We start from the raw sequence: 20,741 nt of genomic DNA, 5'->3' as shown, positions 1-20,741 counted from the left end.
ATTCCTGTCTGTCGCCTCCTATGCGCCGGTCCTGGCCGGCTCCCCGTCGGCCGGTTCAGCGGCGGCACTCTCCGCCACCGGCCGCCGATCCGGAAGCCGGAACGCCAGACACGCGGCCAGCACGAACACGGCGAGCGCGGCGGCGAACACCGCCCGCAGCCCCTGGGCGTCCGCGAGCACACCGAACAGCGGCGACGTAAGACCGCCCACCGACATGGCGAGGCCGAGGGTGAGACCGCTGGCCGTGCCCGGACGGTTCGGCAAATAGTCCTGAGCCAGGGTCACTTGGGGCGCGAACGGCAGGAACATGGTGACCCCGCAGAGCAGCGTGCACACTTCCAGCACCGCGAACGACGGCGACCACAACACCCCGGCCAGGGCGAGGATGCCCAGCAGATATCCGGCCCGCACGGCCCGCAGCCGCCCCCACCGGTCCGCCACCCAGCCGCCCGCCAGCGTGCCCACCGCACCGGCCGCCGTGAACGACGTCAGCACGGCCGCCCCCGCCCCGGAACCGGCGTGCAGCGTGCGCTGCGCATGCAGGGACACCAGCGCCGTGATGCTCACATAGGGCACCGACCAGCCGACGACCACGGCCACCAGACGGCCGAACGACCGCCATTCGTCCGGTACATGAGCAACTACGGCCTGCACCCCAGCGGCCGCCGCCGTCTCCGTACGCCGGGACCGCAGACGGCGCAGAACCCACAGCACGGCCATCACCACGGCGGGCATGATCAGCAATGGCGTACCGGACAGCCCCATCGACCCGACCACCACCGTGACCAGGGCGGGAGCGAGCGAGGCGCCGAACGTGCCGCCCACGGAGAACACGCTCATCCCCTTCTGGGACCGTCCTGCCGCCACCCGCGCCTCACTGGTCGCCGGCGGATGGAAGGCGGCGAGCCCCACCCCCGCGAGGGCCACGCACAGCCAGGTCAGCACATAGCCGTGCACCAGCCCCACGGCGGAGACCCCGGCCCCCGCCGTGAGGAAGCCCACAGGCACCAGCCAGCCGCGGGGCCTGCGGTCGGCGAGCAGCCCGAACAGCGGCTGGAACGCGGTGGAAAGACCGGTCACCGCAAGGGCGATGCCGGATATCGCCGTATAGCTGTAACCGCGCTGAACCATGAGATACGGAAGGAGCGCGGGAACCGCACCCTGATAGAGGTCATTGACCGTGTGAGTGCTGGTGAGAAAGGCAAGTTGAGCCTTCTTGATAGGCATGGGAAATCCCTTGAGCTGTACGGAAAGTGAAGGGAAATGGATCGGGGCGGGAGCGGCGCCGGCCTCCAGACCAGGCACGTTAACAGCGCTCCGGGCTCTCCCACCCGGCAACTTGACGGATGCCGGGCATCTTTTTGTACCCGCCACCGATCTGCTGTCTAACCTGCTGAACCAGCTGGCCGCGCCCCGATTCGGAGAAGGAAGAACTCCCCATGGAATCCAACGATTTCCCTACACTGAGCACTCCACAGGGCCCCGTGCCGGCCGACGCCCCGCACTGGAACCGCCAGCGTTCCAGCGCCATGCCCAGCCACCGCTACCGTTCCGTACATGACCGCGTGGACCTGCCGCTGACCGGCCGCCGCTGGCCCGAAGCCCGCCTGGAACGTGCCCCGTTGTGGGTCCCGGTCGATCTGCGCGACGGTAACCAGTCCCTTGCTGAGCCCATGGACACGGTCCGCAAGCGGCGCATGTTCGACCTCCTGGTCGCCATGGGCTTCAAGGAGATCGAGGTCGCCTACCCGTCAGCCAGCCAGACCGACTTCGACTTCGTACGCCACCTCGCGACCAGCGGCGCGGTCCCCGACGATGTGACGGTCTCCGTCTTCACCCCGGCCAAGCCGGATCTGATCGACCGCACCTTCGAGGCCATCGAGGGCCTGCCGCACGCCCTGGTGCACCTCTACACGCCGACCGCCCCCACCTGGCGCGACGTCGTACTCCACCGCAGCCGCGCCGAAATACTGAGCCTCATCCACGAATCCGCCACGCAGATGGACCGGCTGGCGGCGGCCCGCCCGGGGGCCGACATCCGGTTCGAGTTCTCCCCCGAGGTGTTCATCCTCACCGAGCCGGACTTCATCCTGGAGATCTGCAACAGCGTCACCGAACTCTGGGACGCCTCGCCGGACCGCCCGGTGGTCCACAACCTGCCGGCCACGGTGGAGGTCGCCACCCCCAACATCTACGCGGACCAGATCGAGTACGCCCACCGCAACCTGGACCGCCGCGAATCCGTCATCCTCTCCGTCCACCCGCACAACGACCGCGGCACCGGCGTCGCCTGCGCCGAACTCGCGGTCCTGGCCGGTGCGCAGCGCGTCGAGGGCTGTCTCTTCGGCAACGGCGAGCGCACCGGCAACGTCGACCTGGTCACCCTCGCCCTCAACCTGCACGCCCAGGGCGTCGACCCGATGATCGACTTCTCGGACATCGACACGGTCCGCGAGACCGTCAGCGAGTGCATCAAGCTGCCGGTCCACCCGCGCCACCCCTACGGCGGGGACCTCGTCTACACCGCCTTCTCCGGCACCCACCAGGACGCCATCAGCAAGGGCCTCGCCCACCACGCCGAGCGCACCGACGACCTGTGGGAGGTGCCGTACCTGCCGATCGACCCCAAGGACGTCGGCCGCACCTACGAGGCCGTCATCCGTGTCAACTCCCAGTCCGGCAAGGGCGGTATCGCCCACCTCCTGCACACCAACTACGGCCTTGACCTGCCGCAGACCATGCGCGCCGACTTCTCCGCGATCGTGCAGCGGGCAACCGACGCCTCCGGCACGGAGTTCTCCCCGCAGCAGTTGTGGGACCACTTCCGCACCACCTACCTGGAGCCCGGCACCCGGGGCAGGATCACCGTCACCTCCCTCACCACGGAGGAGATCGCCACCGACAAGCACCGAGTGACGTGCACCCTCTCGGACGACGGCGCGGCCCCCACCACGTACGAAGGCTTGGGCAACGGCCCGCTCTCCGCCTTCACCGCGGCCCTCGCCCAGGCCGGCATCGAGGTCGACATCCGCGGCTACACGGAACACTCCACCACCACCGGCCCGGACAGCCCCGCCATCGCCTACGTCCAATGCCGCATCGGCGACACCCTGTGGTGGGGCGCAGGGCAGGACACCTCGGTACTGACCGCATCGGTGCGTGCCGTGGTCGCGGCGGTGAACCGGGCGGGCTGAGCAAGACGCAGGGCCCGCGGGCCGGGGCCTGGGCCGAGGGGCGGAAGACCACCAGGTCTTCCGCCCCTCGGTCATGCGGTTCGTCCGGTGTCAGTCGCGGTCCTCGCGGTCCGCGGACTCCTCGTCGGCCTCCTTGGCCTGCACCTCGGGGTCGAGTGCGGACTGGTCGGGGCTGCCGTCCACCGAAGACAGCCGATTCGACTCCGGCACCTCCGTCGCGGCCGGCGGCTCGACCAGCCAGTCCGGGTTGGCCTGCTTGTCCCACCACCTCCACGCGGCGAAGGCACCGCCCGCCAGGACACCCAGGACAGCCAGCACCTTCACGCACCGGCCGGCCTTCGCCCGCCGCTCGTGCTTGCGGGCCAGCTTCTGGATCTCCTGCGGCGTCACCTGGCCGCGCAGCGCGGCCAGCACGGCGACACCGCGCGAGGCGGCCTCGTCCTTGACGGGCCCAGCCACCGCCACCGCCTGCTCGATCTTCGGGCGGGAGTAGTCGGCGGCCTGCCGGGCAGCCTCACGGGTACGGACCGCGGCCTCGTGGGCGGCCTGGTCGACCTTCGGCGGCACATGCGAGCGGGCCTGTGAGCGGGCCTGTTCCAGACGTGGTGCCAGATAGGCGTCGTACTGGACGCGGGCCTGATCCGCGGCCTGAGACACCTTGGGCGCGAGCCGTACGCGGGCCTCGGATGCGTAGTACGCGGCCTTTTCCTTGGCCGTGTCGGCGTAGGGCGCCACCACTTCCGCGGCGTGCAGCACGCTGTCCTTCGCCGTTCCGGTCGCGGCGCGCACGCTGTCGATGCGGGTCACGGGTTCCTCCTCCTCGGTGGCGTACGGTATTTCGACTTTCCACCCTTTTACGGATCATGCCCGCCAACAGACATCGGGGCACGCGAGGGCGGGCATCCGGGTCATGGGAGATGACTCCGGACCATCTCCGATCAAGAGCGTCTCATCAACTGATCGAGTGCAATAACGGATGAATGCGGGGGAACAGGAGCTTGTCGTCGACAATGCCACGGATCGCCGCCGAGCGCCCACGCCCCGGGGAGTACTGGTCCGGATTTCCGCAAGCGGGAGCCACGGATATCCGCTCGGAAGCGGTCCTCGGGCGACGCACTGCCTGGACCGTGCGAGGATCAGGGGGTCACAGGAAGACAACGGAAGGCAGATCGTGGCCGAGCAGCTCTACGCCACCCTGAAGACCAATCATGGCGACATCGAGGTCCGGCTCTTCCCGGACCACGCCCCCAAGACGGTCAAGAACTTCGTCGAGCTCGCCCAGGGCGAGCGTGAGTGGACCAACCCCGAAACCGGCAAGAAGTCCACGGACAAGCTCTACGACGGCACGGTCTTCCACAGGGTGATCAGCGGATTCATGATCCAGGGCGGTGACCCGCTGGGTAACGGCACCGGTGGTCCGGGTTACCAGTTCGAGGACGAGTTCCACCCGGACCTGCAGTTCTCGAAGCCCTACCTGCTGGCCATGGCCAACGCCGGCCCGGGGACCAACGGCTCGCAGTTCTTCATCACCGTCTCCCCGACGGCCTGGCTGAACCGCAAGCACACCATCTTCGGTGAGGTCAACGACGCGGCGAGCCAGAAGGTCATCGACTCCATCGCGTCGACCCAGACCAACCCGCGCACCGACCGCCCGCTCAACGAGGTCGTCATCGAGTCGGTCGTCGTCGAGACCCGCCAGGGCTGACGCCGACACGTCTTGGCAGGGAACCTATTGCCCCGCTCGTCCGTAAGGATGGGCGGGGCAATGCATTGCATACGACGACGCATACGACGACCTAGGGGATGTCATGAACCAGGCTCAAGGCAGTCAGCGGGACGCCCAAAGCCTGCCCGGTTGCTACCGGCACCCCGACCGTGAGACCGGTATCCGCTGCACCCGCTGCGAGCGCCCGATCTGCCCGGAGTGCATGATCAGCGCCTCCGTCGGCTTCCAGTGCCCCGACTGCGTCCGCGAGGCCAACGGCAGCGCGCCCGCGGCCGCCTCCCGGCCCCGCACCATCGCGGGCGGCACCGTCGCCGCCGACCCACGGCTGATGACCAAGCTGCTGGTCGGCGTCAACCTCGCCCTCTTCCTGGTCCAGCTCTCCGTCGGCGACCGCTTCACTGTGCGCTTCGAGCTCATCGGCGATGCCTATGCCCAGGGCCAGTGGTACCGGCTGCTCACCGCGATGTTCCTGCACGGCAGCTACATCCACATCCTGTTCAACATGCTCAGCCTGTGGTGGATCGGCGGCCCCCTGGAAGCGGCCCTCGGCCGCGCCCGTTATCTCGCCCTCTACTTCGTGTCCGGGCTGGCCGGCAGCGCGCTCACGTATCTGCTCGCCGCGCCCACTACGCCCTCGCTCGGCGCCTCCGGCGCGATCTTCGGTCTCTTCGGCGCCACGGCCGTGCTCATGCGCAGGCTCAACTACGACATGCGCCCCGTGATCGCCCTGTTGGTGATCAACCTCATCTTCACCTTCAGCTGGGCCAACATCGCCTGGCAGGCGCACATCGGCGGCCTCGTCGCCGGTGTCGTCGTCGGCTACGCCATGGTTCACGCCCCGCGCGAGCGCCGCACCCTGGTGCAGTACGGCACCTGTGCCCTGGTGCTCGTCGTGGTCGTGGGGATAACGCTGCTGAGGACGTTCCAGCTCACCTGAGCGCACGGTTGTCCACAGCGCGTACCGGATCTTGTGCACACCGTGCGGGAACAGCTGTGCCCCCTGTCACTGACCCGCGTTTCTACAGGTCAGGCAGGGGGCGAACAGATTTTCGGGTGTCGGGGATCCCGTCATACCGACGTCAACCCCCGATGGGTTATCCACAGATCGTCGTTCTTTTTCCCCATGTGGACAAGCTGTGGATAACTCAGCGGATAGCCCTGGGCAGAGCCCTGGGCAGAGCCTTGTGGGGCCCTATTTCCACTGGGTGGAGACGCCGAATCCCGCCGCGATGAAGCCGAATCCAACCACGATGTTCCAGTTGTCCAGCTTGTCGATGGGCAGGGAGCCGTCGGTCACGTAGAAGACGACGATCCAGGCGAGGCCGATGAGGAACATGGCCAGCATGACCGGCGCGACCCAGGCACGGCTGTTGAGCTTGATGGCGGTCGCCTGCTTCGCCGCGGGCGGCGTGTAGTCGGCCTTCTTGCGGATACGTGACTTCGGCACGAGGGTCTCTCCTGTCGATGCGCTGCGTGGCCGCGCAGGGAACTGTGGCTGGCTCGGGGCAGCGTACAAGGGGACACTTAGCACTCCCCCGGGCGTCCGTTAGCGTAGTGCTTCCGCGGCGCCGAAGGAGATAAGGGTACGTTGAGCAATTCTGCCGACTCCCCCGGGACCGGATCCAGTCCTGAGCGCCGGGGCGGTTTCCGGCCCGTGCGCGTGCTGACGGTGGCCGTCTTCGCTCTCGCGGGGCTCATTTTCTTCACCAGCTTCAATACGGCCAAGGGCACCAATATCCGCACAGACACCTCGCTGCTGAAGCTTTCCGACCTCATCCAGGAACGCAGCCGCAAGAACGGTGAGCTCGACGAGTCCAACGCGACCCTGCGCGACGACGTCGAGTCCCTCGCCGAAGGCGACGACGGCAGCACGAAGGCGGAGGACAAGAAGGTGGCGGCGCTGGAGAAGAGGGCAGGCACGCGGAAGCTCAAGGGCGATGCGATCACGGTCACCCTCAACGACGCCCCGGCCAACGCGACCGCCAAGCTCCCCGGCTATCCCGAGCCGCAGCCCGACTACCTGGTCATCCACCAGCAGGACCTTCAGGCCGTGGTGAACGCCCTCTGGCAGGGCGGCGCCAAGGGCATCAAGGTCATGGACCAGCGGCTGATCTCCACCAGCGCCGTGCGCTGCGTGGGCAACACCCTGATCCTCCAGGGCCGCGTCTACTCCCCGCCGTACAAGATCACGGCGGTCGGTGATCCGGAGAAACTGCAGAAGGCGCTCGCGGACGCCCCGGCGATCCAGAACTACATGGTGTACGTCAACGTCTACGGCCTCGGCTGGAAAGTCACCGAGGACGGCACGGTGACTCTGCCCGGCTACTCGGGCACAGTGGATCTGCACTACGCGAAGCCTGTGGAGTAGAAGCACGTGGAGTAGCAGCCGCCGGGGGGCCCTGTGTCGGTGCGTGTGATCGTCAGGACCGTCAGTGAGATCTGCATCACCGTCGGAACACTGATCGTGCTCTTCGTCGGCTACGTGCTGTTCTGGACCGGTGTGAAGGCCGACCACGTCATGGACGACCAGATCGACCAGTTACAGCAGCAGTGGTCGAAGGGCAGCGTCCGGCCGACGGCGACGCCGAGCGCTTCATCCGCGCCGACGCCGGCGCCGAGCGCCTCATCGGCCCCGGCCCCGGCCCCGGCGCCGTACAAGAGCGGCAGGCCCTTCGCGATCATGTACATCCCGCGGCTTGGTTTCACGTGGAACAAGCCGGTCCTCGAGGGCACCGCCACCGGCACCCTGAAGAAGGGCCTGGGTCACTACGCGGGCACCACGCAGCTGGGGCAGACGGGCAACTTCTCCGTGGCCGGTCACCGGCGCACGTACGGCGATCCGTTCAAGGACTTTCCCGAGCTGCGCCGCGGGGACGCGGTGGTGTTGACGGACGGGACGACCTGGTTCACGTATCGGATCGACAAAGGGCCCTACAAAACCGTACCCACGGACGTTGAGGTGATCGACCCTGTGCCACGTAAGTCGGGGTACACGCGTGCCGGCCGCTATCTGACGTTGACCACGTGCGATCCCGAGTGGGGCCACAGTCACCGGCTGATCGTCTGGGCGCACCTGGACTCCACACAGCCTGTGGAGGCAGGCAAACCCGAGGCGCTGCGCCGTTAGTCTGGTGCTGTACGGCGTGAGTCTGGTGCCGTGGTGCGACGGAAGGGACGGCATGTACGGCTGGATCTGGCGGCATCTGCCGGGAAACGCGTGGGTGAGGGCGCTGATCTCGATCGTGCTCGTCCTGGCCGTGGTCTACGTCCTCTTCCAGTACGTCTTCCCGTGGGCCGAACCACTGCTGCCCTTCAACGATGTGACGGTGGACAACCAGTGAGCGCGCGCATTCTCGTCGTCGACAACTACGACAGCTTCGTCTTCAACCTGGTCCAGTACCTGTACCAGCTGGGCGCCGAGTGCGAGGTCCTGCGCAACGACGAGGTGTCGACCGCGCACGCCCAGGACGGTTTCGACGGTGTGCTGCTGTCGCCGGGCCCGGGTACGCCCGAGGAGGCCGGGATCTGCATCGAGATGGTCCGCCACTGCGCCGCGACCGGCGTCCCCGTCTTCGGGGTCTGCCTGGGCATGCAGTCCATGCAGGTGGCGTACGGCGGTGTCGTGGATCGCGCGCCGGAGCTGCTGCACGGCAAGACCTCGCTGGTCGAGCACGGGGGCAAGGGCGTCTTCGCCGGCCTGCCGTCTCCCTTCACGGCGACGCGCTACCACTCGCTGGCCGCCGAGCCGGAGACCGTTCCGGCCGAGCTGGAGGTCACGGCCCGGACGCACGACGGCATCATCATGGGCCTGCGCCACCGTGAACTTCTCGTCGAGGGCGTGCAGTTCCACCCCGAGTCGGTGCTGACCGAGCACGGCCACCGGATGCTGGCCAACTGGCTGGTCGAGTGCGGCTACGCGGGTGCCGTGGCGAGGTCGGCGGGGCTCGCCCCGGTGGTGGGCAGGGCCACGGCGTGACCGCGCTCGGGGACTGGTACGACGAACCGTCGTACGAACCCCCCATCGACGAGGAGACCGTCGCGCTGCGGATGCCCGATCCGTCGGCCAGGGGTGTCGGTGCGGCCGTATCGGCTTTTGCGGCCTCAGCAGCCTCGTCTGCCACTCCAGCCACCCCGGGCGGTCGTGCGGCCCGCAGAAGGGCCGCCAAGCGCCGTGGCGGGCGTCATGGCGGGCGTCATGGCGGCGGCGCGCCGGAGACGGAGACGCCGTCGGAGGGGAGCGTGCCGCGCGCGCCCCTCTCCCGGGTCGAGGCGCGGCGGCAGGCGCGGGCGCGCAGGCCGGGGCCGGCCGTGGTCGCCAGCCGGGCGATAGGCGAGGTGTTCATCACGACGGGCGTGCTGATGCTGCTGTTCGTCACCTACCAGCTGTGGTGGACGAACGTGCGGGCGCACGCGCAGGCGGGCAAGGAGGCGAGCAGCCTCCAGCAGGACTGGGCGAGCGGGAAGCGCGCACCGGGCACCTTCTCGCCGGGGCAGGGCTTCGCCATCCTGCATATTCCGAAGCTGGACGTGGTGGCGCCGATCGCGGAGGGCGTCAGCAACAAGAAGGTGCTCGACAAGGGCATGGTCGGGCACTACAGCGAGGGCGCCCTCAAGACGGCGATGCCCGATGCCAAGACGGGCAACTTCGCGCTCGCGGGCCACCGCAACACGCACGGGGAGCCGTTCCGGTACATCAACCGGCTCCGGGCGGGTGACGAGGTCGTCGTCGAGACGCAGAACACCTACTACGTCTACAAGATGACGTCGATGCTGCCGGTGACCGCGCCGAGCAACACCAGTGTCATCAAGCCCGTCCCCACCGGGTCGGGCTTCACCGGGCCCGGCCGGTACATCACCCTGACGACGTGCACGCCGGAGTTCACCAGCAAGTACCGGCTGATCGTCTGGGGCAAGATGGTCGAGGAACGGCCACGCAGCAAGGGCAAGCCGGATGCACTCGTCAGTTAAGGGCAGATGAAACAGTGGCAGCGACCGCCGACGAGACCGAAGAGCACACCGACGCGCCCGAGTCCGTGTCCGCGCCGCGCCGCCGCGGCCAGGGCCGGATCGCCCTGGCGGTCAGTGTCTTCGGCGAACTGCTCATCACGACGGGCCTCGTGCTCGGCCTGTTCGTCGTCTACTCGCTGTGGTGGACGAACGTCGTCGCCGATCGCACGGCGCACAAGCAGGCCGACAAGGTCCGCGACAGCTGGGCCACCGAGGACACCGGCCCCGGCGCGCTCGACACCAAGAAGGGCATCGGCTTCCTGCACGTGCCCGCGATGAAGAACGGCGAGGTCCTGGTCGAGAAGGGCACCTCCACGAACGTCCTCAACGACGGCGTCGCCGGCTACTACGTCGACCCGGTCAAGGCCACGCTGCCCACGACCGGCAAGGAGGGCAACTTCTCCCTCGCCGCCCACCGTGACGGCCACGGCGCGAAGTTCCACAACATCGACAAGGTCAGGAAGGGCGACCCGATCGTCTTCGAGACCAAGGACAAGTGGTACATCTACAAGGTCTACGCCGTCCTCCCCGAGACCTCGAAGTACAACGTCAAGGTCCTCGGGTCCGTCCCCGAGGAGTCGGGAAAGAAGAAGGCGGGCCACTACATCACGCTGACGACGTGCACGCCGGTGTACACGAGCCGGTACCGGTACGTGGTGTGGGGCGAGCTGGAGCGGGTCGAGAAGGTGGACAGCGACCGGACGCCGCCGAAGGAACTACGTTGATCTGGTTGAGGTCCTCCAAGGCTCTCAGCCACCTAGGATGACGAAGGCCCGAAGCCGCAACTATCCCTTGCGGCTTCGGGCCTCTTTTGTCCTACGTGACGGTCACTCCAGGATCTTCAGCGTTGCTCCGGCGCTCCATTCCTCCAGCAGCCCCCGGTGTACGGCGGCGATGCCGCTCTCGGTCGCGATGTTCAGGGCATCACGGGTGAAGGGGCATGTGGCCACGAAGAGGGCCACTTCCGAGGTGTGCAGAACCTTGGCCGCCCCCACGAACTTCTGGAGCTCAGGGCTGGTGATGGAGAGGTGGGGCGCGAACCTTTTGCACTGGGCGACCAGGCGCCGTCCGTCGACCGTGAGCGCCGTGATGTCGATGCCTCGATCCCTGCCGCCGCCTTGCACGACGACATTGGTGCAGCCGTCGCGGCGCAGGAGGGCGGCGATGTGTTCCTCGAACTCGCGGCCGTTCATGGCGTCCATGGAAGCCATGACGCCGGCGAGGGGGCGGTTCTCTCGTGGGCTTTCGAGCCTCTGCAGCCGGGCGTGATGTTGCTGGAGCCGCCTTTCGATGCTCTGGACGCCTGCCCGGAGAGCGATCAGCTCCCTTCGTTGCTCGCCTGACGTTTCGATCAGCGCGTTGAACATGGGGACGACGGTCTGGCCGAGGATGTGGGTGATGCGTTGGTCGATGCGGTCGTCGAGGGCTGTAGCGTCGAGACGGGCGGAGTTTTCCACAGGCTGTGTGCGGGCCGTGTACTCCGCGTCCAGGAGGTAGACCCGGACCTGTCGTGCGACTTCGCTGTCCCGAAGCAGCATGGCGACGTTGAGGATGGCTCGGCGGGAGTAGATCGCGAGTGAGCGAGTATGGGATTGGATCCCACTGAGGTCCTTGAAGGACCTCAGTTCCTCGCCCGTCAGCAGACGGTAGCCGTTGGTTTCCAGTTCGCTCCTGTGGTCCTTGACGAGCGACTTGATGGCTTCGAGGCCAACCTCGAAGTAAGCCGCGATCATCGCCGTCGTTACATGCATCCCGTCCGGCAGCAGCGACAGCGCCTTCACTCTGTCGAGCACGTCTGTTTGTTCCAGCACGCTGTCGCGCAGGCTCTTCGACTCCAGCAGCACGGATTCGTTGATCATGTTCTGCCCCTCCGTTCTTGGTGTGGCCGTACGGCCAGGGCAGAGCGTTCCGAGTCCCCACCCCATCCGATCCAACGAGTTGTCGCATGGGAAGACACGACCGATAGGGAAACGGGCTTTCGGGGAAGTCGGGAGAGGCCGGACATGACTGAGCCCCGGCGCCCTGAGGAGGGCGCCGGGGCTCAGTCGTAGGACCCGTAGGTGTCAGTCCTCCGTGCGTAGTGAGGTGCCGGTGGTGCCGCCGAAGACGTTGGTGCCGCCGTTGTTGCCGTTGTTGTTGCCCTGGTCCACGGTGACCACGTTGACCGACGTGCCCGAGTCGACCGTGCTGCCCGGGGTCGGGTCGGAGCTGAAGACGATGGCGTTGCCGTCAGTCGAGTTGGTGACGTTGCCGAGCTGGAGGCCCACCTGCTCGAGCATCTGCTTGGCCACCTTCAGGGTCTGGCCCGTGATGCTCGGGACCTGGACCTGGCTCTTCGCCTTGCCGATCTGGATCTGGACTGTGGAGCCCTTGTCGACCTGCTGACCCTTCTCCGGCGTGGTCGCGATGACCTTGCCGACCAGGTTCGGGTCGTCGGTCTCCACCTCGGTGCAGTTGCCGGTCAGGTTGTTCGCCGTCATCTGCGCCTTGGCCGCGTCACAGGTCTGGTTCGAGACGTCGGGGACGGTGGACTTCTCCTCGGCCTTGGCGATGGTGAGGGTGATCGTGGAGCCCTTCTCGACTTCCGCGCCGAGCTCGGGATCCTGCTCGAGGACGGTGCCCACCGCCTCGGAGGACACCTTTTCCGTCGTCTTGACGGTGAACTGGTACTTGTCGGCCTCAAGGGTGGTCTTGGCGTCGTCGAGGCTCTGGCCGACGACGCTCGGCACCGCCACCTTCGGCGCCCCGGTCGAGACGACCAGGTTGACGGTGGAGTTTTTCTGGACCTCGGTCTTGAAATCAGGATCCTGGTCGCAGACGTTGCCCTTGGGCTGGTCTTCGCAGGGCTTCTGCGTGACCGTTCCCACCTCAAGGCTGCTGTTGGTCAACAGGCTCTTGGCATCGGCTTGGGTCGAGCCGATGAGGTTGGGCACCGACACCTTGTCGCTGCCCGCGCCCCCGCCGCCGAACGCCCACTTCCCGATCAGGATCGCGCCCACGAGGACCAGGACGGCCGCGACCACCAGCAGTATCGTCGAGGTGTTCGACTTCTTCTGGCGGCGTCGGTCGGGGCGGTCGTCGCCGTAGCCGTAACCGCCGTCGTCCGGGTTCATGGGCGGCAGCATGGTCGTGGCGCCGGCGTCCGCGCGCAGGGCGGTCGTCGGCTGGTCGTCCGGGTAGCCGCCGTAGCCCACGGAGCTCATCGCAGCCGTGGCCGCGACCGGCTGGCCGTCGAGGCAGGCCTCGATGTCGGCGCGCATCTCGTCGGCCGACTGGTAGCGGTAGTTGGGGTCCTTGACCAGTGCCTTGAGGACGATGGCGTCCATCTCGGGCGTGATCTCGGGGTCGAAGACGCTCGGGGACTGCGGCTCTTCCCGTACGTGCTGGTAGGCGACCGCGACCGGGGAGTCGCCCACGAAGGGCGGGCGGACCGTCAGTAGCTCGTACAGCAGACAGCCGGTCGAGTACAGGTCGGAGCGGGCGTCGACCTGCTCGCCCTTGGCCTGCTCCGGCGAGAGGTACTGGGCTGTGCCGATGACTGCCGCGGTCTGCGTCATCGTCATGCCGGAGTCGCCCATGGCGCGGGCGATGCCGAAGTCCATCACCTTGACCTGGCCGTTGCGCGTCAGCATGACGTTCGCCGGCTTGATGTCACGGTGCACGATGCCGCTGCGGTGGGCGTACTCCAGGCCCTGGAGGATGCCGATGGTCATCTCCAGCGTCCGCTCCGGCAGCAGCTTGCGGCCGGAGTGGAGCAGCTCACGGAGCGTGGAGCCGTCGACGTACTCCATGACGATGTACGGGATCGAGACCCCGTCGATGTAGTCCTCGCCCGTGTCGTAGACCGCCACGATCGCGGGATGGTTGAGCGAGGCGGCCGACTGGGCCTCCCGGCGGAACCGGGCCTGGAAGGAAGGGTCGCGCGCGAGGTCCACGCGCAGCGTCTTCACCGCCACGGTGCGGCCGAGGCGGGTGTCGTGCGCGAGGTAGACCTCAGCCATGCCACCACGGCCGAGCACATGGCCCAGCTCGTACCGGCCGCCTAGGCGACGCGGCTCTTCCATAGCTACCTACCAGCCCTCTCCGTCGGTCCCGGCCCGCACGTTCGTGCGGGCCGGAGGCTGCCGTCCGGGCATACCGTACCCGGATCGCTCTGTGTGACCTGGCCAAGCCCGTAACCCGATACAGGACCGGTATCGCAACGTGCACCGATGTGAAGGTGACGTGAGCGGGGTCACTTCTTGCTGTCGATGACTGCCTTCATCACGTCCCTTGCGATCGGACCGGCGAGACCGCCACCGGTGATGTCGCCGCGGTTGGCGGCGCCGTCCTCGACGACGACGGCCACGGCCACCGGCGCGCTGCCGTCCGACAGCTTGGCGTACGAGATGAACCAGGCGTACGGCTTCTCACTGTTGTTGAGGCCGTGCTGGGCGGTACCGGTCTTGCCACCCACGGTGGCGCCGGAGATCTGCGCCGAGGTTCCGGTGCCGGTCTTGACGACCGTCTCCATCATCTGCTGGAGCTTCTGGGCGGTCTCGGAGGAGACGGCCTGGGACAGCTCCTTGGGCTCGTTCGTCTCGATGACGTCGAGGTTGGAGGCGCGCAGCTGGTCGACCATGTACGGCTGCATCAGCTTGCCGTTGTTGGCGACGGCCGAGGCGACCATGGCCATCTGGAGCGGCGTGGCCCGGTTGGAGCCCTGGCCGATGCCGTCCAGGGCGTTCTGTGGGGCGTTGTCCTCGGGGTAGATGCTCTCGGCGGCGCGCACCGGGGTGTCCAGCTCGGCCTCGTTGAAGCCGAACTTCTTGGCCTGCTCGATCATCTTCTCGTTGCCGACGTTGTCGGCCATCTTCGCGAAGACGGTGTTGCAGGAGACCCGCAGCGCCTCACGCAGGCTGGCGTTCTCGCAGCCGCTGTGTTCGTTGGTGAGCTTCGAGGTGCTCTGCGGCAGCGGGAACGGGTCCGGTGTCTTGGTGGCGTCGTCGATGCCGGCGACCTCGCCGTTCTCCAGCGCGGCGGCTGCGGTGACCACCTTGAAGGTGGAGCCGGGCGGGTAGGTCTCGCGCAGTGCGCGGTTGAGCATCGGGTCGTCGGCGTTGTTCTTCTTCTGGACCTTGTTCCAGGCGGTCTCGTCGCTGCCCGCGGTCCCGGCGAAGGTCGACGGGTCGTACGACGGTGTGGAGACCAGGGCCAGGATCTTGCCGGTGGACGGTTCGATCGCGGCGACGGCGCCCTTCTTGTTGCCCAGGCCCTTGAAGGCCGCCTTCTGCGCGGCGGCGTTGAGGGTGGTGACGACGCTGCCGCCCTCCTTCTTCTTGCCCGTGATCATGTCGAGGGTGTTGCGGAAGAAGAGCCGGTCGTCGTTGCCGGTGAGGATGCCGTCCTCGAGCTTCTCCAGTTGGTTGGCGCCGAAGGCCTGCGAGGAGTACCCGGTGACCGGCGCCCACATGGCGCCGTCCTTCCAGGTGCGCTTGTACTTGTAGTCGCTGTCGCTCGACTCGACGGAGCCGGTGATGGCCTTGCCGTCGACGATGATGTCGCCGCGCGGGGTGGCGTAGCGCGTGATGTTGACGCGGCGGTTGTCCGTGTCGGAGGCCAGGGTGTCGGCCTTGACGTACTGGAGCCAGTTGTCCCGCAGGAGCAGCGTGAGGACCAGGAGGCCGCAGAAGATCGCGATCCGGCGCAGGGGCTTGTTCATGACGGGCGGACCACCTGGGTCATCTCGGCGTCGGGGTTGGATGCGGGGGCGGGGGCCGGGCGGCGCGCGGTGTCGCTGATGCGGATCAGGATGCCGATCAGGGCCCAGTTGGCGATGACGGAGGAACCGCCGTACGCCAGGAACGGCATGGTCATACCGGTCAGCGGGATGAGGCCCATGACACCGCCGGAGACGACGAACACCTGGAGGGCGAAGGCGCCGGAGAGGCCGATGGCGAGCAGCTTGCCGAACGGGTCGCGGGCGGCGAGTGCGGTGCGTACGCCGCGTTCCACGATCAGGCCGTAGATCAGCAGGAGCGCCATGATGCCGGCCAGGCCCAGTTCCTCGCCGAAGGTGGCGAGGATGAAGTCGGAGTTGGCGGCGAACCGGATGAGGTCGGAGTGGCCCTGGCCGAGGCCGGTGCCGAGGGTGCCGCCGGAGCCGAACGCCCACAGCGCCTGCATCGCCTGCTCGGAGTGGCCGGCGACGCCCTGACGGCTGAGGGTGTACTCCTTCATCGGGTCGAGCCAGGCCTGGACACGCTGCTGGACGTGCGGTTCGAAGCTGGCCACGCCGACCGCGCCGCCCGCGGACATCAGCAGACCGAAGACGATCCAGCTGGTCCGCTCGGTGGCGACGTACAGCATGATGACGAACATTCCGAAGAACAGCAGCGACGTACCGAGGTCGGTCTCGAAGACCAGGATCAGGATCGAGATGAACCAGACGACCAGGATCGGGCCGAGGTCGCGGCCGCGGGGCAGGTACAGGCCCATGAAGCGGCGGCTGGCGAGGGCGAGGGCGTCGCGCTTGACCATCAGATAGCCGGCGAAGAACACCGCGAGGACGATCTTGGCGAACTCACCGGGCTGGATGGAGAAGCCGGCGACGGAGATCCAGATCTTGGCGCCGTAGATGTTCTGGCCGAGGCCCGGTACGAGCGGCAGCAGCAGCAGGAACAGCGCGCCGACCATGGAGATGTAGGTGTAGCGCTGAAGTGCGCGGTGGTCCTTGAGGAAGATCAGCACGACGATGAACAGGGCGATGCCCATCGCGGTGTACATCAGCTGGCGGGGCGCGGCGGTGCCGGCCTGCTTGATGGACTGCAGCAGTTTGGACTGGTCCAGACGCCAGATGACGACGAGTCCGAGCCCGTTCAGCAGCGTGGCCAGCGGCAGCAGCAGCGGGTCCGCGTACGGGGCGAACTTGCGTACGACGAGATGGGCGACGCCGGCCAGGAGGCCGAGGCCCAGGCCGTAGCTCAGCAGGCCGGACGGCACCTCGTCGTTGATGGCCAGGCCCACGTTGGCGTAGGCGAACACCGGGATGACGACGGCGAACACCAGCAGTGCGAGCTCGGTGTTGCGCCGGCTCGGGGTGCCGATCGAGCCGATCGTGGACGTGTGGTGCGTCGGCGAGTTGGTAGTACTGCTCATCGTGTGACGGGGCCTCTCACGGCTTGCCTACTGCTTACCGCACAGCGAGACGACCTTCTGCTCCTCCTCCGAGAGGCTGGGGCCGGGGCTGGGAGTGGCGGTCGTGGACGGGGACGGAGACGTGGACGGGGGCGTGGTCGATGCCGACGCGTTCGGCGACGGCGATGCCTTGGACGTGAGGGAGGTGGTGGTGGTTCCCGTGGTGCCTCCGGCCTCGCCCTGGCCCGTCTTGGAGTTGTTCGCGCTCTCGGCGGCGCGGCGCTGTGCTTCCTTCTTGCACGCGGAGGCCTGGACCGACAGCTCGTCGATCTTCTTCTGGGCGGTGCCCTGGCTGCCCTCGGCGATCGTGGCCTGGACCAGCTTCTGCTGGTAGGGCGGGAGGTACTTGAGTTCGATCTCGGGGTGGTCCTTCTCCACCTTCGAGAGGGAAACCCACGCCAGGTCCTGGCTGATGCCGCGGTACAGGGCCACGTGTTCGCCCTTGGTGCCGACGAAGTACTGCGTCTGCGTCCAGCGGTAGCCGCCGTACAGGCCGCCGCCGATGACGGCGAGGGCGAGCACGCTGTAGAGGGATCTCTTCAGCCACCTGCGGCCCTTGCGGGGCTTGACGAAGTCGTCGTCGGTGTAGTCGCCGAAGCTGCCCGCGGGGATGTAGCCGGTGGTGTCGCCGGAGCCGGGCGGGCCGAACTCGCCGCCCCCGCCCTGTCCGGGCACCTGGCGGCCGAGGCCGGAGGCGCGTCCCGCGGGGGTCTGCATGATGCCGTTGTCGTGCAGTTGGTGCTGGTTCTCGGCGACCGCGCCGACCACGACCGGGGTGTCGGACAGCTGTCCGGCGAGGGTGTCGCCGGTGTCCAGGTCGAGGACGTCGGCGATGATGACGGTGATGTTGTCGGGGCCGCCGCCGCGCAGTGCGAGCTGGATGAGCTCCTGCACGGTTTCCTGGGGGCCCTGATAGCTGGCGAGGGTGTCTTCCAGCGTCTGGTGGGAGACGACTCCGGACAGCCCGTCGGAGCAGATGAGGTAGCGGTCGCCGGCCCGGACCTCGCGGATCGACAGGTCGGGCTCGACGTGCTCACCGCTGCCGAGGGCGCGCATGAGGAGCGACCGCTGCGGATGCGTGGTCGCCTCTTCCTCGGTGATGCGTCCCTCGTCGACGAGGCGCTGCACCCAGGTGTGGTCCTGGGTGATCTGGGTGAGGACGCCGTCGCGCAGCAGGTACGCGCGCGAGTCACCGACGTGCACGAGACCGAGCCGCTGGCCGGTCCACAGCAGGGCGGTCAGCGTGGTGCCCATGCCCTCGAGCTGCGGGTCCTCCTCGACCATGGCGCGCAGCTGGTCGTTGGCACGCTGGACGGCGGTGCCGAGCGAGGTGAGGACGTCGGAGCCGGGGATGTCCTCGTCGAGGGCGACGATGGTGGAGATGGCCTCGGAGGAGGCGACCTCGCCGGCGGCCGCGCCGCCCATGCCGTCGGCGATGGCGAGCAGGCGCGGACCGGCATAACCGGAGTCCTCGTTGCCCTCCCGGATCATGCCTTTGTGCGATCCGGCGGCGAAGCGCAGTGACAGACTCATGCGCACCTCGCCCGTCGGCTCCGGGTACATCCGCACGGTGCCCACCCTCCGGTCGGGAGCGCGCCGGGGTCCGGGGTGTGGACCGCCGCTGCGTGCTCGCTCCGCTCGCGCCTATTCATGATGTAGCACTACTTCCGCAGCTCGATGACGGTCTTGCCGATGCGGATCGGCGCGCCCAGCGCAATAGGCGTGGGGGTCGTCAGCCGGCTCCGGTCGAGGTACGTGCCGTTGGTGGAGCCCAGGTCCTCGACGATCCACTGGCCGTCCCGGTCCGGGTAGATCCTGGCATGGCGGCTGGAGGCGTAGTCGTCGTCCAGCACGATCGTGCTGTCGTGCGCCCGGCCCAGGGTGATGGTCTGGCCCTGCAGCGCGACGGTGGTGCCGGTGAGCGTGCCCTCGGTCACGACCAGTTTGGTGGGGGCGTTGCGGCGCTGGCGGCCGCCGGCGGCCTGCTGGCGCTGCTGCGGTGGCGCCGCAGCCTGCCGGGCGGCCTGCTGCTGCGGCCGGGACGCTTCCCGCCGTGCCCCGCGCTGTGTGACACGCGTTCCGAACAGGTCGCTGCGGATGACCTGCACGGCCACGATCACGAACAGCCACAGTACGGCCAGGAAACCCAGCCGCATGACCGTGAGGGTCAGCTCTGACATTGCCCCCGCTTCACCCTTCGGCTTGCCGGTAAATGATGGTGGTGCTGCCCACGACGATCCGCGAGCCGTCGCGGAGCGTAGCGCGGGTGGTGTGCTGCCCGTCCACCACGATGCCGTTGGTGGACCCGAGATCCTGGATCGTCGAGGGCGTTCCGGTCCGGATCTCACAGTGCCGGCGGGAGACGCCGGGGTCGTCGATCCGCACGTCGGCCTCGGTGCTGCGGCCCAGCACCAGGGTCGGGCGGGAGATCTGGTGGCGCGCGCCGTTCATCTCGATCCAGTAGCGGGTGCGCGCGCCCTGCGCGGGGCCGCCGGGAGCGGCGCCGGGGTGCTGGGCCGGCTGCGGGTAGCCGTAGCCCCCGGGGCGGGCGCCGGCACCGGGCGGCGGCGCGGACGGCATGGGGGGCGCGGCGGCGGGGCCGGGCTGCGGGTAGCCGTAGCCGCCCGGGCGCGGGCCGCTCGAGGGCGCGCGGTCGGGGGCCTGCGGTGCCTGCTGGCCGCCGGTGGAGGCGAGCGTACGGCTGCGTACCCGGTACAGGCCGGTGTCCAGGTCCTCGGCCTTCTCCAGGTTGACCTTTATCGGCCCCATGAAGGTGTAGCGCTGCTGCTTGGCGTAGTCGCGCACCATGCCGGCGAGCTCGTCGCCGAGCTGGCCGGAGTAGGGGCTGAGGCGCTCGAAGTCGGGCGTGCTCAGCTCCACGATGAAGTCGTTGGGGACGACGGTCCGGTCGCGGTTCCAGATCGTCGCGTTGTTGTCGCACTCCCGCTGGAGCGCGCCGGCGATCTCCACGGGCTGGACCTCGGACTTGAAGACCTTGGCGAAGGTGCCGTTGACCAGACCTTCGAGACGTTGCTCGAACTTCTTCAGGACTCCCATGGGGCACCTCCTCCGTCGTTGCCGCTGTGTCCGTGCCTTGCCTGGCACTGCTCGTACTGCTTACTGATCGTATCCACGCGCCGGTCGATCGGCTGGTTCCCCCTGTCGGCTCGGTCGATCGGGTGTCGACGCCTGCGAGCTTCCCTGAGGAACTCCTCTACGAACTCCTCTTGCCCAGGATCGTAGAGGGGGCCGCAGACCAGTGTCCCGCACCGGACTGTGGACCCCGACCGGCTCCTGGGGAGATGAGCGGGACCGGTACGAGGTTGATACGTGAACCGTTCCATGTCGATACGTAGCCGGGGCCGCTCCGGTCGGGCAGGCAGTGGTGCCGCTCACCGCCTGCCCAGGGACAAGGGATGTGAACGCACCCCGGACCGCGTGCTAATGTTCTGCGTGTCGGAAGGCGCCGGACCGCAAGGAACGAAGCCCGAAGACGCACCCAATGCGCGGGTGGCGGAATAGGCAGACGCGCTGGATTCAGGTTCCAGTGCCCGCAAGGGCGTGGGGGTTCAACTCCCCCCTCGCGCACCAGACGAAACGGTCGGTACCGGTTACGGTACCGGCCGTTTCGCTATGTG

The 20,741-nt window shown here is 68.0% G+C and carries 19 protein-coding genes and 1 tRNA gene; 10 read left to right on the top strand and 10 right to left on the bottom strand.

Annotated features, from left to right (window positions below):
* Positions 1–18: 18 nt before the first annotated feature.
* On the bottom strand, positions 19–1,227 hold the full coding sequence (locus ABT114_RS05990; RefSeq protein WP_351139047.1) for an MFS transporter: 1,209 nt from the start codon (positions 1,225–1,227) through the stop codon (positions 19–21).
* Positions 1,228–1,439: 212 nt separating this feature from the next.
* Here ABT114_RS05990 and leuA point away from each other — a divergent pair, with 212 nt between their 5' ends.
* On the top strand, positions 1,440–3,194 hold the full coding sequence (leuA, locus tag ABT114_RS05985; RefSeq protein WP_351139045.1) for a 2-isopropylmalate synthase: 1,755 nt from the start codon (positions 1,440–1,442) through the stop codon (positions 3,192–3,194).
* Positions 3,195–3,284: 90 nt separating this feature from the next.
* On the opposite strand, the gene ABT114_RS05980 is transcribed toward leuA, so the two are convergent.
* Positions 3,285–4,001 carry a DUF5324 family protein gene (locus ABT114_RS05980; RefSeq protein WP_351139043.1) on the bottom strand — a complete coding sequence of 239 codons (717 nt, stop codon included), beginning with the start codon at positions 3,999–4,001 and terminating at the stop codon, positions 3,285–3,287.
* A gap of 364 nt (positions 4,002–4,365) precedes the next feature.
* Here ABT114_RS05980 and ABT114_RS05975 point away from each other — a divergent pair, with 364 nt between their 5' ends.
* Together ABT114_RS05975 and ABT114_RS05970 are read left to right on the top strand one after the other, a co-directional pair.
* A complete protein-coding gene (locus ABT114_RS05975) occupies positions 4,366–4,899 on the top strand; it encodes a peptidylprolyl isomerase (protein ID WP_351139041.1) in 534 nt (177 codons plus the stop codon).
* Between the two features lie 103 nt (positions 4,900–5,002).
* Positions 5,003–5,857, top strand: a complete 855-nt coding sequence (locus ABT114_RS05970) for a rhomboid family intramembrane serine protease (protein WP_351139039.1) — start codon at positions 5,003–5,005, stop codon at positions 5,855–5,857.
* Between the two features lie 255 nt (positions 5,858–6,112).
* Here the strand turns inward: ABT114_RS05970 and crgA are convergent, their stop codons facing one another.
* Positions 6,113–6,367: a cell division protein CrgA gene (gene crgA, locus ABT114_RS05965; RefSeq protein ID WP_351139037.1), complete on the bottom strand. Its 255-nt coding sequence runs from the start codon at positions 6,365–6,367 to the stop codon at positions 6,113–6,115.
* Between the two features lie 141 nt (positions 6,368–6,508).
* On the opposite strand from crgA, the gene ABT114_RS05960 reads away from it, so the two are divergent.
* Genes ABT114_RS05960 through ABT114_RS05935 form a run of 6 tightly spaced genes read left to right on the top strand, consistent with a single transcriptional unit; the run spans position 6,509 to position 10,652 of the window.
* Positions 6,509–7,288: a DUF881 domain-containing protein gene (locus ABT114_RS05960; protein ID WP_351139035.1), complete on the top strand. Its 780-nt coding sequence runs from the start codon at positions 6,509–6,511 to the stop codon at positions 7,286–7,288.
* Positions 7,289–7,327: 39 nt separating this feature from the next.
* On the top strand, positions 7,328–8,047 hold the full coding sequence (locus ABT114_RS05955; protein ID WP_351139033.1) for a class E sortase: 720 nt from the start codon (positions 7,328–7,330) through the stop codon (positions 8,045–8,047).
* Between the two features lie 16 nt (positions 8,048–8,063).
* Positions 8,064–8,261 carry a hypothetical protein gene (locus ABT114_RS05950; protein WP_351139031.1) on the top strand — a complete coding sequence of 66 codons (198 nt, stop codon included), beginning with the start codon at positions 8,064–8,066 and terminating at the stop codon, positions 8,259–8,261.
* Positions 8,258–8,896: an aminodeoxychorismate/anthranilate synthase component II gene (locus ABT114_RS05945; RefSeq protein ID WP_351139029.1), complete on the top strand. Its 639-nt coding sequence runs from the start codon at positions 8,258–8,260 to the stop codon at positions 8,894–8,896. Before ABT114_RS05950 ends, ABT114_RS05945 begins: the two co-directional genes overlap by 4 nt.
* Positions 8,815–9,888 carry a class E sortase gene (locus ABT114_RS05940; protein WP_502987832.1) on the top strand — a complete coding sequence of 358 codons (1,074 nt, stop codon included), beginning with the start codon at positions 8,815–8,817 and terminating at the stop codon, positions 9,886–9,888. The genes ABT114_RS05945 and ABT114_RS05940 overlap by 82 nt, the downstream gene beginning before the upstream one ends.
* A gap of 14 nt (positions 9,889–9,902) precedes the next feature.
* A complete protein-coding gene (locus ABT114_RS05935; protein ID WP_351139025.1) occupies positions 9,903–10,652 on the top strand; it encodes a class E sortase in 750 nt (249 codons plus the stop codon).
* Between the two features lie 102 nt (positions 10,653–10,754).
* Here ABT114_RS05935 and ABT114_RS05930 read toward each other — a convergent pair whose 3' ends face one another.
* From ABT114_RS05930 to ABT114_RS05900, 7 genes are all read right to left on the bottom strand, one after another.
* Positions 10,755–11,786 (bottom strand): restriction endonuclease, encoded by a 1,032-nt coding sequence (locus ABT114_RS05930; protein WP_351139023.1) that lies wholly within the window; start codon positions 11,784–11,786, stop codon positions 10,755–10,757.
* A gap of 204 nt (positions 11,787–11,990) precedes the next feature.
* Complete coding sequence (pknB, locus tag ABT114_RS05925) at positions 11,991–13,991, bottom strand: Stk1 family PASTA domain-containing Ser/Thr kinase (protein WP_351139021.1); 2,001 nt, start codon at positions 13,989–13,991, stop codon at positions 11,991–11,993.
* 170 nt (positions 13,992–14,161) lie between these two features.
* The gene (locus ABT114_RS05920) at positions 14,162–15,628 is read right to left on the bottom strand and encodes a peptidoglycan D,D-transpeptidase FtsI family protein (protein WP_351139019.1); all 1,467 of its coding nucleotides are present in this window, start codon (positions 15,626–15,628) and stop codon (positions 14,162–14,164) included.
* Positions 15,625–17,064, bottom strand: a complete 1,440-nt coding sequence (locus tag ABT114_RS05915) for an FtsW/RodA/SpoVE family cell cycle protein (RefSeq protein ID WP_351139017.1) — start codon at positions 17,062–17,064, stop codon at positions 15,625–15,627. Before ABT114_RS05915 ends, ABT114_RS05920 begins: the two co-directional genes overlap by 4 nt.
* 27 nt (positions 17,065–17,091) lie before the next feature.
* Positions 17,092–18,666, bottom strand: coding sequence for a Stp1/IreP family PP2C-type Ser/Thr phosphatase (locus ABT114_RS05910; protein WP_351139527.1), 1,575 nt, complete (start codon positions 18,664–18,666; stop codon positions 17,092–17,094).
* A gap of 98 nt (positions 18,667–18,764) precedes the next feature.
* A complete protein-coding gene (locus ABT114_RS05905) occupies positions 18,765–19,283 on the bottom strand; it encodes an FHA domain-containing protein FhaB/FipA (RefSeq protein WP_351139015.1) in 519 nt (172 codons plus the stop codon).
* Between the two features lie 10 nt (positions 19,284–19,293).
* Positions 19,294–20,160 carry an FHA domain-containing protein gene (locus ABT114_RS05900; protein WP_351139013.1) on the bottom strand — a complete coding sequence of 289 codons (867 nt, stop codon included), beginning with the start codon at positions 20,158–20,160 and terminating at the stop codon, positions 19,294–19,296.
* A 447-nt stretch (positions 20,161–20,607) separates the two neighbouring features.
* Between ABT114_RS05900 and ABT114_RS05895 the strand changes: the two genes are divergently transcribed.
* A tRNA-Leu gene (locus ABT114_RS05895) sits at positions 20,608–20,694 on the top strand.
* Positions 20,695–20,741 lie beyond the last annotated feature (47 nt).

The organism is Streptomyces sp. NPDC002088, from assembly GCF_040296605.1.
Lineage (GTDB): Bacteria > Actinomycetota > Actinomycetes > Streptomycetales > Streptomycetaceae > Streptomyces.
Note: the sequence above shows the minus strand (reverse complement) of the source record. Positions and strands in the feature narration are given on the sequence as shown.

Bases quoted from the DNA above. Each gene is read 5' to 3' on its own strand.
- ABT114_RS05990 (WP_351139047.1), bottom strand. From the start codon at position 1,227: ATGCCTATCAAGAAGGCTCAACTTGCCTTTCTCACCAGCACTCACACG.
- leuA (WP_351139045.1), top strand. From the start codon at position 1,440: ATGGAATCCAACGATTTCCCTACACTGAGCACTCCACAGGGCCCCGTG.
- ABT114_RS05970 (WP_351139039.1), top strand. From the start codon at position 5,003: ATGAACCAGGCTCAAGGCAGTCAGCGGGACGCCCAAAGCCTGCCCGGT.
- ABT114_RS05930 (WP_351139023.1), bottom strand. From the start codon at position 11,786: ATGATCAACGAATCCGTGCTGCTGGAGTCGAAGAGCCTGCGCGACAGC.
- pknB (WP_351139021.1), bottom strand. From the start codon at position 13,991: ATGGAAGAGCCGCGTCGCCTAGGCGGCCGGTACGAGCTGGGCCATGTG.
- ABT114_RS05920 (WP_351139019.1), bottom strand. From the start codon at position 15,628: ATGAACAAGCCCCTGCGCCGGATCGCGATCTTCTGCGGCCTCCTGGTC.
- ABT114_RS05915 (WP_351139017.1), bottom strand. From the start codon at position 17,064: ATGAGCAGTACTACCAACTCGCCGACGCACCACACGTCCACGATCGGC.
- ABT114_RS05910 (WP_351139527.1), bottom strand. From the start codon at position 18,666: ATGTACCCGGAGCCGACGGGCGAGGTGCGCATGAGTCTGTCACTGCGC.
- ABT114_RS05905 (WP_351139015.1), bottom strand. From the start codon at position 19,283: ATGTCAGAGCTGACCCTCACGGTCATGCGGCTGGGTTTCCTGGCCGTA.
- ABT114_RS05900 (WP_351139013.1), bottom strand. From the start codon at position 20,160: ATGGGAGTCCTGAAGAAGTTCGAGCAACGTCTCGAAGGTCTGGTCAAC.